The 16,930-nt window shown below is 64.5% G+C and carries 14 protein-coding genes; 1 reads left to right on the forward strand and 13 read right to left on the reverse strand.

Annotation, left to right across the window (positions count from 1 at the left end; all coding sequences use genetic code 11):
• Positions 1 to 3 precede the first annotated feature (3 nt).
• From ABMA59_RS22900 to fliF, 10 genes are all read right to left on the reverse strand, one after another.
• On the reverse strand, positions 4 to 1,053 hold the full coding sequence (locus ABMA59_RS22900) for a flagellar hook-associated family protein (protein WP_349007705.1): 1,050 nt from the start codon (positions 1,051 to 1,053) through the stop codon (positions 4 to 6).
• A gap of 4 nt (positions 1,054 to 1,057) precedes the next feature.
• Positions 1,058 to 2,512: a flagellar hook-associated protein FlgK gene (gene flgK, locus ABMA59_RS22905; protein ID WP_349007706.1), complete on the reverse strand. Its 1,455-nt coding sequence runs from the start codon at positions 2,510 to 2,512 to the stop codon at positions 1,058 to 1,060.
• A 62-nt stretch (positions 2,513 to 2,574) separates the two neighbouring features.
• The gene (locus ABMA59_RS22910; RefSeq protein ID WP_349007707.1) at positions 2,575 to 3,834 is read right to left on the reverse strand and encodes a flagellar hook protein FlgE; all 1,260 of its coding nucleotides are present in this window, start codon (positions 3,832 to 3,834) and stop codon (positions 2,575 to 2,577) included.
• Between the two features lie 109 nt (positions 3,835 to 3,943).
• Complete coding sequence (locus ABMA59_RS22915; protein ID WP_349007708.1) at positions 3,944 to 4,612, reverse strand: response regulator transcription factor; 669 nt, start codon at positions 4,610 to 4,612, stop codon at positions 3,944 to 3,946.
• A gap of 230 nt (positions 4,613 to 4,842) precedes the next feature.
• Positions 4,843 to 5,433 carry a transglycosylase SLT domain-containing protein gene (locus ABMA59_RS22920; protein WP_349007709.1) on the reverse strand — a complete coding sequence of 197 codons (591 nt, stop codon included), beginning with the start codon at positions 5,431 to 5,433 and terminating at the stop codon, positions 4,843 to 4,845.
• The gene (fliK, locus tag ABMA59_RS22925) at positions 5,354 to 7,447 is read right to left on the reverse strand and encodes a flagellar hook-length control protein FliK (protein WP_349007710.1); all 2,094 of its coding nucleotides are present in this window, start codon (positions 7,445 to 7,447) and stop codon (positions 5,354 to 5,356) included. Before fliK ends, ABMA59_RS22920 begins: the two co-directional genes overlap by 80 nt.
• Positions 7,444 to 8,892 carry a chemotaxis protein MotC gene (locus ABMA59_RS22930; RefSeq protein ID WP_349007711.1) on the reverse strand — a complete coding sequence of 483 codons (1,449 nt, stop codon included), beginning with the start codon at positions 8,890 to 8,892 and terminating at the stop codon, positions 7,444 to 7,446. The genes fliK and ABMA59_RS22930 overlap by 4 nt, the downstream gene beginning before the upstream one ends.
• Positions 8,889 to 10,169 (reverse strand): MotB family protein, encoded by a 1,281-nt coding sequence (locus ABMA59_RS22935; protein WP_349007712.1) that lies wholly within the window; start codon positions 10,167 to 10,169, stop codon positions 8,889 to 8,891. The genes ABMA59_RS22930 and ABMA59_RS22935 overlap by 4 nt, the downstream gene beginning before the upstream one ends.
• Entirely contained in the window at positions 10,136 to 10,753 is a 618-nt protein-coding gene (locus ABMA59_RS22940) for a hypothetical protein (protein ID WP_349007713.1), read from the reverse strand. The genes ABMA59_RS22935 and ABMA59_RS22940 overlap by 34 nt, the downstream gene beginning before the upstream one ends.
• A gap of 3 nt (positions 10,754 to 10,756) precedes the next feature.
• Entirely contained in the window at positions 10,757 to 12,394 is a 1,638-nt protein-coding gene (gene fliF, locus ABMA59_RS22945; RefSeq protein ID WP_349007714.1) for a flagellar basal-body MS-ring/collar protein FliF, read from the reverse strand.
• On the opposite strand from fliF, the gene ABMA59_RS22950 reads away from it, so the two are divergent.
• Positions 12,343 to 13,236, forward strand: a complete 894-nt coding sequence (locus tag ABMA59_RS22950) for a class I SAM-dependent methyltransferase (protein ID WP_349007715.1) — start codon at positions 12,343 to 12,345, stop codon at positions 13,234 to 13,236. The two genes, fliF and ABMA59_RS22950, sit on opposite strands and share 52 nt — an antisense overlap.
• Positions 13,237 to 13,265: 29 nt before the next feature.
• On the opposite strand, the gene ABMA59_RS22955 is transcribed toward ABMA59_RS22950, so the two are convergent.
• The 3 genes from ABMA59_RS22955 to ABMA59_RS22965 form a co-directional block, all read right to left on the reverse strand.
• Entirely contained in the window at positions 13,266 to 14,276 is a 1,011-nt protein-coding gene (locus tag ABMA59_RS22955) for a flagellin N-terminal helical domain-containing protein (protein WP_349007716.1), read from the reverse strand.
• A gap of 245 nt (positions 14,277 to 14,521) precedes the next feature.
• Positions 14,522 to 15,517: a flagellin N-terminal helical domain-containing protein gene (locus tag ABMA59_RS22960; RefSeq protein WP_349007717.1), complete on the reverse strand. Its 996-nt coding sequence runs from the start codon at positions 15,515 to 15,517 to the stop codon at positions 14,522 to 14,524.
• 330 nt (positions 15,518 to 15,847) lie between these two features.
• Positions 15,848 to 16,834 carry a flagellin N-terminal helical domain-containing protein gene (locus ABMA59_RS22965; protein WP_349007718.1) on the reverse strand — a complete coding sequence of 329 codons (987 nt, stop codon included), beginning with the start codon at positions 16,832 to 16,834 and terminating at the stop codon, positions 15,848 to 15,850.
• Positions 16,835 to 16,930 lie beyond the last annotated feature (96 nt).

The raw sequence follows: 16,930 nt of genomic DNA on the forward strand, positions 1-16,930 counted from the left end.
GGGTTAGCTGATGTAACGCAGGATGCTGAGTTGCTGGAGACGGGCGGTCAGTGCGTAAGAGGCCTCGATCTGGCCGAGCAGGGCGTCGACGCGGGTCTTGGCTTCATAAGGGTCGACGCCGACCATGTCGCCGATCTGGCGCTCGAACAGGTCGATCTGCACTTTGAGCCGGTCGCTGGCGTCGCTGACGCGCTTCTGGATAATGCCGGTGGTGGCCTGCAGGTTGCCGATATTGCCGACTGCCTGGCCGACCAGATTGACCGCCTTGTCCAGAAGCGCCTGCCGCGCGCCGGGACCGATGTTGCTGTCGAACAGGTCGCTGATCGTCGCCGCCGCCATGGCGAGCTTGCGGATGCCGGGGTCGTTGGCGCTGACGGAGGTCTCCGTGGTGTCGGAGAGCGTGACACGGCTGACGATGCGCTGGTCGGTGGCGTCCGACCAGTTGGCCGCCCAGCCGGCGCCGAGGAATTGCGGCTCGACGGCCGCGGTGAGGAAGGCGTCCATCTCGGCGGCGGTGATGGAGGCGGCTGCCGGATCGGTCTTGGCGAAGCCGAAATGCGACTGGAAGGCGGCATCGAAGGCTGCCTTGGCCGTCGAGCTGGGTGCGGAGAAATCGTCGATCGGCGTCACGTCGGTGTTGGTGCCGGCGAAGATGTGTTCGCCGTTGAAGCTGGTGTTGAGGATGCTGGTCAGTTCCTGCAGCATGATTTTGGCGCTGGACTGGGTGACGTTGCCGACGGCGTCTCCCGAAGAACTGGTGGTCAGCGTCGAGAGGAAGGTCTGTGCGGCATCGTTGATCTGCTTCAGGGAGTCCTGCGTGGTTTTCAAACGCGACGAGATCAGCGTGTTGGAATCGACAATGCCCTGCGTGCGGTCGAAATCGCGCGTGAAGGACACGGTCTGCGACGTGCGTGCGCCGAGCGCCAGGCCGGTGTCGGCCATTTGGCCGGTCTGCAGTTCTTTCTGCGCCTTGGTCAGTTCGGCCTGGGCACGGACCAGCGAATAGCGCAGCGATTGCGAGAGGGCGGCGGTCGATACGGACATGGTTTTCATGCCGCTATCTCACCGCTGCCAGGAGGGCCGCCAGCATCTCGTCGACCGCCTTGATGATGCGGGCGGAAGCCTCGTAGGTGTGTTCGAGATCGAGCAGCAGCGACATCTCGGCGTCGACATTGACGCCGGTGTCGTTCGACAGAGCCTCCTGCGTGCGTGCCGCCAGTGCCTCCTTGGCTTCGGCGCCTTCCGAGGCGTCCTTGCGCACCGCCTGAAACCAGCCGACCGAAGCGGTCGAGAAATTGCTCAGGCTTATGTTGGAGGTAAGGCCGACCGACGGATCGAAGGCCATCGGCCGGTCCATGCGGTCGCCATAGGCGATGAGAAGGTCGGCGAAGCTCGCGTTGCCATCGATGTTGACGACATAGGCCGTGCCGTTGGCGCCGCCGTCGCGCAGCAGTTCGGGATTGCCGCCGACGCTGGAATCGAAGGCCGCGCTGATCCTGATGGAGCCTGCCAGACCGTCGACCAGCGTGCTGGCGGCGGGCATGGCCGGCGCGCCGGGCCAGGTGAACAGGCCCGGTCTGTCGGCCACGGCGGTGCCGGTCTCGGCGAAGGCGGTGACAAGCCCGCGTGCAATCTCGTCAAGCTGGCCCTGCATCCTGGTGGCGACGCCGTCGCGCAACTGCACCATGCCGGCGATCTTGCCCGAGGCGTCGGTGTTGCCGCCGCTGCCGAGGCCAACCGGCACGCCGTCTATGTAGACCGGGTTGCCGGCGCTGCCCGCCCCATAGGAGGTGGAGGCCTGGAAGGAGGCGGTGCGCGGCACCTGCTCGAACAGCGTCGCGCCGTCCTTGGTCATCAGCACCATGTCGTTGTCGCCGCGCGTAAGCGTCGACAGAGGCACGTATTCGGCGATTTTCTTCAGCAGCGCATCGCGCTGGTCGAGCGCGTCGTTGACGTTGCGGCCGGCGCGGGTGCCCGTGGTGACCGCCGTATTGACGTCCTTGAACTCGGCGAGCAGCCCGTTCAACTCATCGACGGCGGCGGCGATCTGGCCATCCATGTCGACCCGGAACGACTGGATCGCAGCCGTGCCGCTGTTCAATGTACGCACGACCTGGCGCGCCGCATCGATAGCGTTTTCCGCGAGCGTGCGGTTCGACGGGGATGCCGAATAGGTCTGCAAGGCCTGCTGGAACTTGCCGATTGCCGTGGCGGCCGTCGTGCTGTTGTCGACGCCGTTGACGGAGATTTCGAGCTGCTCCAGCCCGCTGGAGAGCGTGCTCTGGCCGCTCCAGGAGGAGAGGGCGGAAAGGTTCTGGCGGAACAGCTGCTCGTTGGTGGCGCGCTGGACGTCGACGACGCGGGCGCCCGGCGCCAGGCTGGATACGATGGCGACGCGCCTGGTGTAGTCGGGGTTCTTGCTTTCCTGGACGTTGCGCGAAACGACGCTGGTCTGGCGCCCGTTGTTGAGGAGCGATGACTGCGCAATGCTGAGGGCGGAGGAAAGCGACATTCGTACTGACTTTCAGGCGGCCCGCTTCGCCGCTGGCGCCCGCGGGCGCCGCGGCCGCGCGGCTACCTCTTGAGATTGACGAGGACGTCCATCAGATCGGCGCCGGTCTGGAACACCTTGGAATTGGCCGTGTAGCTGCGCTGCGACTCGATCATGTTGGTGAGTTCTTCGGCCACGTCGACATTGGAGCTTTCGAGCGCGCCCGACACGATTGCGCCGTTGGAGCCTTCGCCGGGGAAGCCGACCTGCACCGAACCCGACATCGTGCTTTCGGAGAAGACGTTGCCGGGAAGCACATTGAGCTGGTCTGGGCTTTGCACGCTGGCGAGCGGGATGCGGTAGAGATCCTTGATCGAGCCATCGCTGAACTGGGCGTAGACGGTGCCGTCGCTGGCGATTTCCACGGTGTCGATCGTGCTTGGCCCGGAACCGTCGATCTCAGCCTTGCTGACGGTGTAGCTTTCGCCGAGCTGGGTCATCTTGGAGAGGTCGATCGTCAGGCTCTGGCCGCCGGGAACGGCGACGGTGATGTCCTTCGGGCTGGCCGCCGTGAGCTGGCCGGTGGTGCCATCGAAGGACAGCGTCTGTGTGGAAAGCGCCGGCTGGCTGTAGGGGAAGGACGTGTTCGGCGCGGCGTCAGCCTGGTTGTAGATGGTGACTTCCCAGGTGTTGTCGGCGGTCTTGGTGCTGTAGACGTCGAGCAGGACCTCGCGGCCGAGATTGTCATAGGCGAGCAGCGAGGATTTCGCCGTAAATTCCGCAGTGGCCGCGTTTTGCGACGGCCGGGCGGCAGCGGGCACGGCATCGGCGCTCGCAGGCAGATTGGCGCTGAAGATGCCGAGCTTGCTCGGCGCGGCGGTCGTCTCGTTGATCTTGACGCTGACGGCTTCGAGGCCGCCAAAACCGTTGGCATTGGCGCTGGGGATGCCGTTGGCGTAGCTGTATCCCATCAGCTGGAAGCCGGCGGCGTTGACCAGGCGGCCTTCATCGTCCGGCGTGAAGGCGCCGGCGCGGGTCATGAAGGTCTGACCGTCCGCATCCTGGACGATGAAGAAGCCGTCGCCGTTGATGGCGAGGTCGTTGGACGAGGTGGTGAAGCGCAGGTCGCCTTGTTGCGAGATGGCGTTTCGCACAGTCGTGGTGACGCCGCCGGACGTGTAGTTGCTGCCGGTGGAGGGTATGATCAGCGACGAGAACTCGGTGCTCGAGCGCTTGTAGCCGGTGGTGTTCGAATTGGCGATATTGTCCGAGACGGAAGAAAGCCGGTTGGCCTGGGCGTTCATGCCCGAGACGCCGGTGCGCATCATTCCATACAGGCTCATCGGGAGGTCTCCTCAAAATCCATGCCGCTGGACCCGAGGCTAGCCCTTTTGTCTTGCGCGAGGCTGTCGGCACGACCGCCTGGCGCAGACGATGCCGGTGCGGAACACATCAGACGATCAGCCGATAGCCAAGGAAACGCTTGGAATCGATCGGGTCGAAGCCGAGCCGCTCGCGCAGCTTCTTGCGCAGCTTGCTGATATGGCTCTCGACGACGTTCTCCTCGACCTCCTCGTCGAACAAGCCGTAGATGGCGTTGAACACCTGGGTTTTCGTGACCCGCCTTCCGCTGTTGCTTGCCAGATATTCGAGAATGCGGCGCTCGCGGCGCGGCAGAGGCAGCGGCTGACAGTCGATCTCGGGGTCGCGGCCGTCCATGAAGATGCGCATGCGGCCAATCTCCGCCGGTTTCTGCTCGTCGCTGGCGCGGCGGCGGATCGCACTGATACGCGCGAGAATCTCACGGATGTGCACCGGCTTGCGGATGACGTCGTCGACGCCCGATTCGAACAGCCGCAGCGTGTTTTCAAGCGAATGCTGTTCGCTGAGCGCGATGACCGGCGCGCCTGTGCGGTCACGGATGGTGCGCGGCAGGACGCTTTCGCTGCCGCAATCGCCGATCAGGAATGCCCTGACCGACTTCAAATCCTCGTCGGCGGCGCTGGAGACCCATTCGCCGAACTCGCCTGACTTGAAACCGGTAGTTGCCACCCCCTCCCGGTCGAACAGTGAAGAATACCCTTCGGTGACGAGCTCTCGCTCGTCTACGATTACGATCATCGGCCCCCGCCTTTCGAATCATTCGCAGCGATCTGTGCCGCAAGGGGTAGTCGCGACGGTCACCCCGAAATATCGCTATTTCTTGTGGATAGTTTTTCGGGAGTCTTCTCCCTTAAAGGTTGTATCAGCCATTTGCCGGTTGTGGGGGCGGCCTTGACATTGCGACCGGGTGCGGTGGACAGCGGGTCCGGCCGGAGTGAACTCGAATACCTTGGACGGATGCGCTCGTTTTAGTTGCAGAACGAGCGTGCGTTGGCGGTCCATTTGCCAAAGCCGGTGGCGACCATGTTGGCGATGACGCGGCATACATAACGCTTCTGCGCGGGATCGTTGTCGGGGCCGGCATGATAGCGTGCGACGGCCATCGACCATGTCTCGTGACGGGCATGAAGCCGTGCCAGAAAACGCGCGGCGTAGTCGACGTTCTTGCGCGGATCGAGCATATCGCCGACGCTTGCGAAATGCTGCGAATGATAATGGTGGTTGATCTGCATGCAGCCGAGGTCGATCAGCGTCTTGCCTTCGTTGCGGGCCTTGGCGAAGGCTGCGAGCGCCTGCTGGCGGCTCTGGGGAAACAGCGCTTTTCCCTCTATATTCAAAGCATTGGGCTGTAGGCTTCCCTTATTGCCCGTCTCGGTCAGGCCAACAGCGTAGAGGATGCCGACAGGGACGCCGTAGAGGTCCGCGGCCCGCAGGATCTCCGGTTCACAGGGGTTGCCGGCGGCCGTTGCGGCACCCGCGCTAGATATAAACGCCGCCGCCGCGCCGATCAGAATCGCGCGTGGTCGGGGCGCCGAAAGCGCCCGAAGCATTGTCCTCATGACGTCCTCCTTGCTGGTTGCCCGACCTGCCGCCGCCGTCGCCCGATGCCATGCCGCCGCTCGGCTGGTCGCGGCTTTGAGCCGGCGGCGGCATCGCCTGATCACTTCGAGCGGATGCATTGACTACAATCATAGATTGAACAACAGAGACTTGTTGAACGTCATAGCCCAGCGAGCGTACTGCTTTTTCGATAACCTGCTCTTCGTTCTTCAGGCACTCGTGTGCTTCGCGCGTGGTGACGCTCAGCTCGACTTTCAGTTGTGTTCCGGACATGGTGAGCGTGGCGGTGACGGCCCCCAAATGTTCGGGATTGAGCTGCACCTGGAGGGTCTTCAGGATGGGCTGCGCGCGAAGGAATTGGGACTGTGTCGTCTGTGCAACAGGCGCAGGTCTCCAGGTTGGTTCGGAGAGGATCGAGGCGGCCACGGTTAGGGAAGGGGAGACCGCCAGTGGTGTGGTTTCGGCGGCCGGGACCGGTGCTGTTGCAACGTTTTGTTGAATCGGGCGACGGGAGTCCGGAAGGTTTTCGGCATTGATACCCGGTTCGTCGCTCTTGGCTGCCGGAATGCGAACCGAGACCGGGCGATCCACATCTTCGGGGGGCAACGCCTGGCGTCCCGTCTCCGAGGCAGCCACGGTCGGGGAGAGGGCGTGCCAAGCCATCGGCGGAATCGGTGCGCGGGAGGGCCGCTCTCCGGGAGATATCCGCGTCTCGTCGGGCGAACCGACGGCCTCACCCCGCCGGCTGTCGGGCAAGATGACTGACGGAGTGTCTTCGACCTGCGCGGACTGCCGGGTCACATACCGTGCCACCGACGCCGTCATCTCGACGGCAAATGACGCGGTTGTCGTTTCGGTGGTGGAAACGGCTGCTTCTGGAGGAGCGAATATCCGCGCGCTCACCGTGCGCGGGCCTGGAGGTATCGCAACAGGCTCAGGCGCCGGCTGCGTGTCCGCTGCAACGCCGGTCGGCATTTGCGTCGGCGGCGGGTGTGTCGAAGCACCTGTCCTGCGCCCCGCAGCGTCGAAGGGTGCCTCGCCTAGACGCGGGGCGGGTTCTCCGAACGCCGGAGCCTCCTGTCGGGGTGAGACGCCGGTGGACGGTTCGTCGCCCATGGCGCCGGTGGTCCGAAGCGGCCTGTCTTGCGCCTGCGACCCGGCAGGTTGCGTCGACCGTGTTGGGGACGGAGCGATTGGCATGGTCTCGGGTCGCGGGCCGGTTTCGGCGCTTCCGCGAGAATCCGGTGCTGTCGTCGTCATCGGGTCTGGCGTGTCCGTGGCAGTGGCGATGACTGATTTTTGCGCCGAGGAATTTGTTTGTGCGGACTGCGCGGCTTCCCGCTGAACACTGCGACTGGAAAGCTGTTCGCCCGTCGCGATCTCCGCGGGAGACTCTTTCGGGCTCGGCAGAGTGCCCGCACCGGACGCTTCCCAAGTTGTTCCGTGCCGCGCGGGGCCAATCGCTCCCGTCTCTGGTTTCGCCGTTTCAACGGCCCCGGTTTGTTTGATTTTGGCCGGCGGTTTGTCGTCAGTCACCTTGGTTTCCCCCGACCATGCGGCCTGACGGTGTTCAGCCGGCCGTACGGCGGAAGCGACCGTGATAGGCTGGCTGATGCAAGCGGTGGGGGCCGGAACCGCATCGGGCACATCGGCTTCGTCCCGTGCGTTCCGGCGATTTTCAGGCGAGGCGATAGCATCTTGCGTGCCGCTGCCCTCGCGCGCCGAAGCCTGACGGCCGTGCTCCATCTCCGGCTCCCAATTGTTTTCCGAACTGCTGGAAAACCGTCCAGCCTGCCGCCTTGTATCCACCAACGCATCGTGGCGTGCCGCGATGGGGCGGGCAGGGAATTCGACATGCTCGCGCCGCGGCGGGCGGGCGGTGCTGGCGGGTTCGTTCGAGTGGATTAGTTTGGAGAAGCCGTTGCCGTCACCATGGTGCACAGTCTCCCCGATGGCGGGTTTCACCTTTCCCGGCGAAACCAGGGCAGGCATGGAATTGTTCGTCGCTTTCAATCCTCGGCTCCTGCCAGCAATGCGTCGATCTCCGCAAGCCGCCTGCGTCCGTCGGCGACGGCGGTATCGACAGGATCAGCCGGGGCCGTCGCAACCTTGTTGCCACTCGCCTGAGCCCGCAGGGGGGTATCGGCCGCCATATCCGGCTGTGCGGGAGGCTGAGCCGCTTCGGGCTCGGGATCGTCGCCCGGCCCGGCATCGACGGGATCGGAAGGTGTCTCCACGATTGGCGTCATGTCGCTATCGTCGCCATCGGCTGCGGCCATTGCCGCCTCATCGGGGCCGGCGGCAGCGCCCTCAGCATTGTCATGCGCCACTTCGTTCGGCGGGGCGGCGATCGGCGTTTCAGCCGCAGCGGGAGCGGGTTTTGGCGATTTCCCCACGGGAACCGGCGGCGCGGGCTTGTCGACGATGCCGTTGCTGACGGCCAGCACCGCGTCGAGTAACTCGCGATCTCCCTCCGAGAGTTTTTCGCGGTCGATCTTGCCGATGCGTTCGCGGATAACCTCGGCCGATTCGGTCGCGACGCTGGTCAGGCTGGAGTAGAGCAGCAGGCGCGGATCCTTTCCCGCTTCCGAAGGAATGTCGATGGCCTCGGCCTTGGCCGCCGCATATTTGGAAAGCGCCACGAGACCCTCGATCGCCGCGCGGCGCGCTATGCGCAAATAGACGACCTTGCGCTGTTCGGGGTTCATCAACTCGACCACCGCATCGACGCCGGCAAGATCAAGCTTGTCCTGCAGCTTGATGATGCCGGCGACGAGTGCGTCGGCGAACTGGCTGGCGTAGGGGGAACGAATGTAGCCGCGCGCATACTGGTCGATGGCTCGCAAGAAACGCTCGGGATCATCGACCGTCGCGGCAAGCGCGATCGAACGGCGCAACGCCGCTTCCTCGACCAGTGATCCGGGGGAAAGCAGCCGCGCCTGGTCGAGAAGCTTCAGCGCGCCGTTCGGATCCTCGAGCGAGGTAAGTGAGCCCTTGAGCAGGGCGATGAATGCGCCGATCTCCGCCGGCTCCTGCATCGGGTCCACGGATTTCAGTACGGCGGCGGCGTTGCGCGTGCCGCCGTTGAGGTAACCGAGGATGCCGGCGGCGATGCGGCTGTCGCGTTCTTCCAGGTGCAGCCTGAGCAGGATGGATTTCAGGGTCGCCGGGTTGCCGCCGCTCATGGCGTAGACCAGCATGGCCTGCAGATTGGCCGGCTGCATCAGTTCGGCGGCGCTGGCGGTGCGCAGCCGCTCGTCGATCATTTCGAGAAGGCGGCGCTGGATCGGCAAGGCGGCGTGGTCGCCAATGGCCACGCGGTCCTGCACGTGCTGGAGTGAGCGTACCATCTGGTAGGGCTGGAGTTCCGGCATGTCGTCGGTCGGCTGCGCATGCGCGGCGGTTGCGCCCATTACGTACGCGGCAACGAGACCGGCGGCGGACGCCAGAAATCTCATCCGCCGATCTCGAGCAGGATTTCGATGCGGCGGTTGATCGCCGCCAGCGGATCGGCGCCGTCCTTGGGCTTGCGATCGGCAAAGCCGGCGACCTCGGTGATGCGACGCTCGTCGAGGCCGGCGCGCACCAGCATGTAATAGGCCGAATGGGCGCGCGCGGTGGAAAGCCGCCAATTGTCGTAGCCGCCGGCCTTGTAGGGCCGGGCGTCGGTGTGGCCGCTGATGGTGACGGTGCCTTTCTGCTTGCCGATCGCCTGGCTGATCTTCTCCATCGCGAGCACGAGTTCGCGGCGCGGCATCGCCGAGCCGATCTCGAACATGCCGAATTCCAACTGGTCGGTGACGGAAACCTGAACGCCCCTCTCGGTGGCGACGACCGAGATGCCGTCCTTCATCTTGTCGTCCGGCAGAAGCTCCTCCGCTAGGTCCCGGCGGATCTGGTCGGCGGCTTTCACGGTCTGGGGCGTCGGCGCGGCCTTTTGCGGCGGCGAGGCCGGTTTTTCGGAGGGCGGCGCTGTCAGCTTGTCGGATGCGGCCGCCTGAGGCGGCGAAACCGGCAGCGGCTTGGCGTCTGCGGATCTCGCTTGGGCCGGCTGCGCGACCGGCGTCTCGGCCTTCGCCGGTTGAGTCTCGGGTGGTTTCTCGTCGGTGCGCTTCGGCTCAGCGCTAGCCTCGGCCTCGCTGGGCAGCGCGACCTGCTGCGACCAGAAATCCGGCGCGAAGGGATCGCGGTAGGCCTCGCCGCCCGAGGCGCCGGTGGCTGGGCCGGCAAGCTGGGCGCCGCCGTCGCCCTTCTCGCTGATGTTCTGCTTGATGCCGGTGTCCGATGCGATCTCGGCCAGCACCGCATAGGGATCGGAGAAGAGTTTTGCGTCAGCCTCCTTCTTGATATCGGAACTTTGCACCGTGCCTTCATTGGTCGAGGGGCCAGCCTTGGAATCGCCGCCTTCCGAATTCTTCTCGGCTGCTTGGCCTACTTGCTCCGGGCCGTCGCCCTCGTCCTCCAGGCTCTTGCTTGCGGCGTTGCGGTCGACCAGCTTGACCGGATTGAAGTAGCTGGCGACCGCCGCCTTAGTCTGTTCGTTGGACGCGTTGATCAGCCACATCACCAGGAAGAAACACATCATCGCCGTCATGAAGTCGGCGAAGGCGATCTTCCAGACGCCGCCGTGATGGCCTTCATCATGGTCGCCGTGGCCGCGGCGAACGATCACGATCTCGCGGTGGCCCTCATCGGCGGTACTCACGCCAGAATCTCCGAAAGGATTGCCGACCATTCGGACAGCCGCGTCTCGAAGACGGTGCCGTCGAGGGTGACGGAGAGATCAAAACCCTCCGTCTCGACGTGATGGAGGTTGGCCGCGCGGTCGGCGAGCACGGCGCTCAGCCCGGCGAACAGCGATTGCGGGCCGCGCACGTCGATGCGCACGGCTTCGGTGTCGTGGATCGCCGCCTCGATGGAACGGGCGAGGCTTGCCAACGAGCGCTTTTGCAAATTGTCGCTGAGCACGCCGCCGAGAAGCCGCGCCACCACATCCGAGACATGGGCGCCGACGTCGCGCTCAAGCTCGGCGAAACGGGTGGCAACGGCCGTGCCGGCTTCCCCGCCAAGCCTCTGGGCGAGTGCTTCGACCGTTTCGTCATGCCGCTGCCGTTCGGCGAGCAGGGCTGCCTCGTGTTCGACGGTCAGGCGCATCATCATTGCCTGTTCGGCCCGTTCGACCTCGGCGCGGACGATCTCGGCGACATTCACTTGCGGCGGCGGCTGAATCGGAGCCGCGACCGAAGCTCCGGCACGTACGTCCGGACGGGCCGGTTCGCCGAAATCCGGCAGCGCGTCTATGAGCCTCAGCACAGCCATCGATCAGCCTGCCGCCTCGGGAGCCGCCCATTTGCGCAGGATCAGCGCGGTACGTTCCTCGTTGAGGTCGACCATGCGCGCAAGCCGTTCCTGCGGAGCAGGCTTCAGCTTCTGTCGGAGATCGTCGAGGGCCGTCGGCGCGACGGCCCTGCCTGGAAGCGCGTTGACCGATGCCTCGGCGTTCTCCGGGTTGGGCAGCGAGCGCTGCACTTCGTCGAAGGACGGGCTGGGCAGAGCGGGGGTGGCAGCCGGCTTCTGCATGGCGGCCACCATCGGGCGCAGGCCGAAGAAAGCGAGCAGAAAGACGACGACGATGAAGGCGGAGGCGTTGATCATGGTGCCGGCGTGCTGGCCGATGCTGTCCATGATGCCGGGACCGGCGATCTCGCTGCCGTCCAGCCCGTCTATGAATTCGACCGCCGAGACGTTCAGCCGGTCGCCGCGCGCCTCGTCGAGACCGGCTGCGGAGGCGACGACTTTCTGGATGTCGGCGATGCGCTCGGCAAGTTTGTCCGGCGTCGCGCCCTCGCCGAGGATGGTGGCCAGCCGCTGCTGGTTTACGACTACGGCGATGGAGAGCTTCGTCACTGTGTAGCCGTTGCTGGTGGTCGAGATGCGCTTTGAGTTCATCTCGTAGTTGGTAGTTTCCTCCTTGCGCTCGCTCTGCTCGGAGGATTGCGGGCCGGCGGTGACCGGCGCCTGCGTCTCGGGCAGGTTCTGGTCGACGGAAGTCGGCGTCGCAGAGGACTGCTGGCTGGTGTTCTCGTTGGAGCGGACGACCTGGACGGAACGCTCGACGCGGGATTCCGGGTCGAAGATCGTCTCCTCCGACTGGCGCATGTCGGTGTTCACGTCGGCCTTGACGCTGGCGCGGAAATTGTCCGGCCCGAGATAGGGGGCCAGCGCGCGGCGGATGTTGTCCTCTATCTGCATCTCGACATTGCGCTCGACGCCGAGCGAGCGGCTGGCGCTGGAATTCGACGGGTCGTCGCCGGCCGCGAGCAAGGTGCCACTGGAATCCAGCACCGTGACCTTTTCAACGCCTAGCCCCGGCACCGCGGCGGCAACGAGGTAGCGTATGGCGCTGGCGCTCTTGGCCGCGTCAAGGTCACTGGCGCGGATGACCACGGAGGCGGAAGGCTGCTGCTCGTCGCGGCGGAAGGAGGCGCGCTCCGACATCACCAGATGGACGCGCGCGGCCTTGATTCCGTTGATCGACTGGATGGTACGGGCGATCTCGCCCTCCAGCGCGCGCACCCGGGTCACCTGCTGCATGAAGGAGGTAAGGCCGAGCGAGCCGACATTGTCGAACAGTTCGTAGCCGGCATTGGCGCTGGTGGGCAGACCTTTTTCGGCGAGAAGCATGCGCGCCGCCGCCGTCTTGCCGGCAGGCACCAGCACGGTGGTGCCATCCGAGGCGACGTCGAAGCCGATGCCTGCATCTGCCAGCACCAGGCCGATCTGGTTCACGTCGGAACGCTCCAGCCCGACATAGAGCGTCTCATAGGCGGGGCGGTTGAGATAGATCGAGGCAACAGCGAGTACGGCCAGGACCAATGCGGTGACGCCGGCCATGATGGCGAGGCGGCGTGGTCCGAAACCCTGCAGATTGGCGACGATCTTCTGGATTTGCTCCGGCACGGGTTGCGGCTCCACACGGCTTTCCGGGGCAGAGCCTAGCCGCCGAAGCTTGTGCGAGGATGAAACAGTCTAACCAGGTGGAGCGTGAGGTGGAACTTCCCCTCGGCCCAGGCAATGATATTGTCGATCCTCTTGATCCAGCGGGGGTGGCATCCATGGCGCTTATCGATAGCCCGTTGGCTGTTGTCAGGTCCGTGCGGCCGCCTGTCGCCGGGCTCAGAATCCTCGACATCGGTTGCGGTTCGGGCGGCTTTGCAAGACAGCTTTCGGACGAAGGCGCCATGGTGACCGGAATCGACCCGGCGGTGCAGGCGATTGGACAAGCGGCGGCCGCGGTTCCGCTGGCGAAGTTCGTTACGGGTGTGGCGGAGTCGCTGCCATTCGACGACCTGGCTTTCGACCTCGCCGTGATGGTCAATGCGCTCCATCATGTGCCCGAGGCGGTCATGGGCCCGGCGCTGAGTGAGGCCGCAAGGGTGCTGAAGCCGGATGGCGTACTGATCGTCATGGAACCGACCGTGACCGGGAATTTCTTCGAAGCGCTGCGGCTGGTGGAAGACGAAACCATTGTTCGGCAGGCAGCGCAGTCGGCGATCGCCGCGGCGGTCTTGTCAGGCGAGTTCCAAACCGTCCGGTCTTTCGGCTACGTTCGACAAGAGGTTTTCGACACGGCAAAGGACTTCCTGGAACGCATCATCGCTGTCGACAAGTCACGTCGAGACGTGGTCGAGCACAACCGCGCCGCCATCACCGATGCCGTCGTTTCCGCTGCGCGACACAGGAGCGATGGGCGGCTGGTCTTCGACCAGCCAATCAAGGTGGATATTCTCAGGCCCGCCTGAACCCTATCCCGATATCGCCTCGGCGGACGCTAGCCGTTCTGGAAGAGCGAGAGCACGCGCTGGGCGTTGGAATTGGCGATGGAGAGCGCCTGGACGCCGAGCTGCTGCTGGACCTGGAGAGCCTGGAGCCGGGTCGATTCCTTGTTCATGTCGGCGTCGACAAGCTGGCCGACGCCGCGCTCGATCGAGTCCATCAGGCTGGTGGTGAAGGTCTTCTGCTGGTCGATCTGTTTCTTGGCCGCACCCAGCATGACGGCGCCGTCCTGCATCTCGGCCAGGGTTTCGTCAACCACCTTGATCATCTGCGCGATCTGCGCGTCGCCGAAGCCGACGACGGTCAGCGTGGCCACCGCATAGCCGTCGTTTGCGGCAGGCGCGGCGCCTGGCGTGGTGGGATTCACCGCAGTGTTGGTGCGGACGCCGGTGGTGCCGAGGCGCAGGCCTTCGAGAATGCCTTTGTTGACCTGGCTGCTGGCGGCCGCGCCCGAATCGTAGAGTTTTATATTCTGGACCTTGATCTTGATCGTTCCGAGCGTGACGTTACCCGCCGCGTCGCGGTTGAAGGCTGAGACGATCTGCGCGTCATTGTGGACGCCGGCGGCGGAGTGGCCGTTGGCGACGGTCGAGGCGACCGACAGCCAGTTGGCGCCGGAGAAGGTGGCGGCGTCGGCGTAGCTCTTCAACTGGGACTGGAGCGTCGCGATCTCGGTCTGGATCTTGTCCTTGTCGGCAGGCGTGGCACCCGTGGAGGCGACCACCTTGACCTTGATGTCGTTGACCAGGTCGATGGCCTTGTTCATGGCGGTGTAGGCCGTGTCGACCTTGGAGGCGCCGAGCCCCAGCGCATCCTGCACCGTCGACATGGCATTCTTGTCGGATCGCATCGTCGTGGCGATCGACCAGTAGGCGGCGTTGTCGGTCGCGTCGGCGACGCGGTAGCCGGTCGATATCCTCGACTGGACCTGGTCGAGAGCCCTGTTGGTCGCGGTGAGGCTTTGCAAAGCCGTCATCGCCGCAGCGTTCGTCATGATGCTAGACACACGACCCACCCTATCCTGATACGGACCCGATCCGCCGAATCACGCAATAATCGCGCATCATGCGGTTTCCCGTAAGCCTTGATTAACCACGATTACAGCGCGCATGGTTAATGCCGTCTTAAGGATAGTTGCCTGGGCCAGTGGATCGAGCTGATTTCAGCAATGAAGCCGTGCCGAAAAGCAACGGGCCGCGCTTCGAAAGAAGCGCGGCCCGTCTGGTCGAGAAGTCCGATGCGGGGCGGGTCTCAGCCGCGGAAGAGCGACAGGATCGACTGCGAGTTGCCGTTGGCGATGGACAGCGCCTGGATGCCGAGCTGCTGCTGGACCTGGAGGGCCTGCAGGCGGGTCGATTCCTTGTTCATGTCGGCGTCGACGAGCTGGCCGATGCCGCGGTCGATCGAGTCCATCATACTGGCGGTGAAGGTCTTCTGCAGGTCGACGCGGGTTTTGGCGGCGCCGAGATTGGTGGCCGCTGTGGTCATCTCTTTGAGCGCGGCTTCCGTCACCGTCAGCATCTGGCCGATCTGGGCGTCGCTGAAGCCCTTCACCGACAAGGTCGAGACGGAGTAGGTGTCGCCGGCGGCCGGCACGGCGCCGGCGGTCGGGTTCTGGGCGGCCGCGTTGCGGGCGCCGGTGGTGCCGAGGCGGGTCGCGTCGAGGATGCCGTCATTGAGGCCGGTGGCCGTGGCGAAGGCATCGTAAAGCTTGATGTCCTGCACCTTGATGTCGATGGTCGAGAGCGTGACGGCGCCGGCGGCATCGCGGTTGAACGAGGCCACGATCTTGACGTCGTTGAAGCTGCCGGCGGTCGTGTGGCCGGTCGTGGTGTCGACCGACAGCCAGTTGGCGCCGGAGAAGGTGGCAGCGTCGGCATAGCTCTTGATCTGGCCCTGGAGCGCCTTGATCTCGATGTCGTATTTTTCCTTGTCGGCAGCCGAGGCGCCGTTGGAAGCGACGAGCTTGACCTTGATGTCGTTGACCAGCTCGATCGCCTTGTTCATGCCTGTGTAGGCAGTGTCGATCTTGGAGGCGCCAAGGCCGAGAGCGTCCTGCACGGTCGACAGCGCCCGGTTGTCGGAACGCATGGTGGTGGCGATCGACCAGTATGCCGCGTTGTCGGCGGCCTCGGCGACGCGGAAGCCCGTCGAGATGCGGCCCTGGGTGATTTCGAGGTTCTTGTTGGTGGCGTTGAGGGTCTGCAACGCGGTCATTGCCGCCGCGTTGGTCATGATGCTGGCCATGAATACTCACCTTACTGGAAAGCAGTACGAATCGGCATGCCGGATCGACCGGCATGGCGGTGCGGCATCATGCCCGTGATCGTTTCCCCACGATCATCCGCCATTCTTGCGCGGACTATGGCGGGCACACGCTACCAAACGCATAAGCGTTATGGTTAACCGATGGTAAAATGCTTGTTTTTGCGGCAGGAATCGGCGGCTGCGGCTACTCTGACAGTCTCAATGCGTCGCCGCTGGACGTCACGCGCGGCTCGGGAAAACGAGGTGGGCCGCGCTTCCCCCGAAGCGCGGCCCGCCGAAGATGTTGCCTGGAGGGTCGGTCGTGTTCGCTTAGCGGAAGAGCGACAGGATCGACTGCGAGTTGCCGTTGGCGATTGACAGGGCTTGGATGCCCAACTGCTGCTGGACCTGGAGGGCCTGCAGACGGGTCGATTCCTTGTTCATGTCGGCGTCGACCAACTGGCCGATGCCGCGGTCGATCGAGTCCATCATGCTTGCAGTAAACGTCTTCTGCAGGTCGACGCGGGTCTTGGATGCGCCGAGATTGGTCGCGGCGGTGGTCATTTCCTTGAGGGCTGCTTCCGTAACCGTCAGCATCTTGGTGATCTGGGCGTCGCTGAAGCCTTTCACCGAGAGCGTCGAGACCGTGTAGGTGTCGGTCGCGGCGTCGGTGCCGGCCGTCGGAGCCGACGCTGCCGCCTGGCGGGCGCCGGACGTGCCGAGGCGCACGGCGTCGAGAATTCCGTCGGTGGTGCCGTCGGTCGAGCCGGCATCATAAAGCTTGATGTCCTGCACCTTGACGTCGATGGTCGAGAGCGAGGCGGTGCCGGCGGCATTGCGGTTGAACGAGGCCACGATCTTGACGTCGTCGAACGTGCCGGCGGTGGTATGGCCGCTGGTGGTGTCGGTCGACAGCCAGTTGGCGCCGGAGAAGGTGGCAGCGTCGGCATAGCTCTTGATCTGGCCCTGCAGGGCCTTGATCTCGATGTCGTATTTTTCCTTGTCGGCGGCCGAAGCGCCATTGGCAGCGACGAGTTTGACCTTGATGTCGTTGACCAGCTCGATGGCCTTGTTCATGCCGGTATAGGCTGTGTCGATCTTGGAAGCGCCGAGACCGAGCGCGTCCTGCACGGTCGACAGCGCCCGGTTGTCGGAGCGCATCGTCGTGGCGATCGACCAATAAGCGGCGTTGTCGGCGGCCTCGGCGACGCGGAAGCCCGTCGAGATGCGGCTCTGGGTGATTTCGAGGTTCTTGTTGGTGGCGTTGAGGTTCTGCAATGCGACCATTGCGGACGCGTTGGTCATGATACTGGCCATGGATACTCACCATACTGAAAGCAGTGCTAAACTGGCATACCGGATCGACCGGTATGACGGTGCGGCATCATGCCCATGACCAAAAGATCACCCCCG

Origin of the sequence: Mesorhizobium yinganensis (assembly GCF_040081985.1) — a bacterium.
Lineage (GTDB): Bacteria > Pseudomonadota > Alphaproteobacteria > Rhizobiales > Rhizobiaceae > Kumtagia > Kumtagia yinganensis.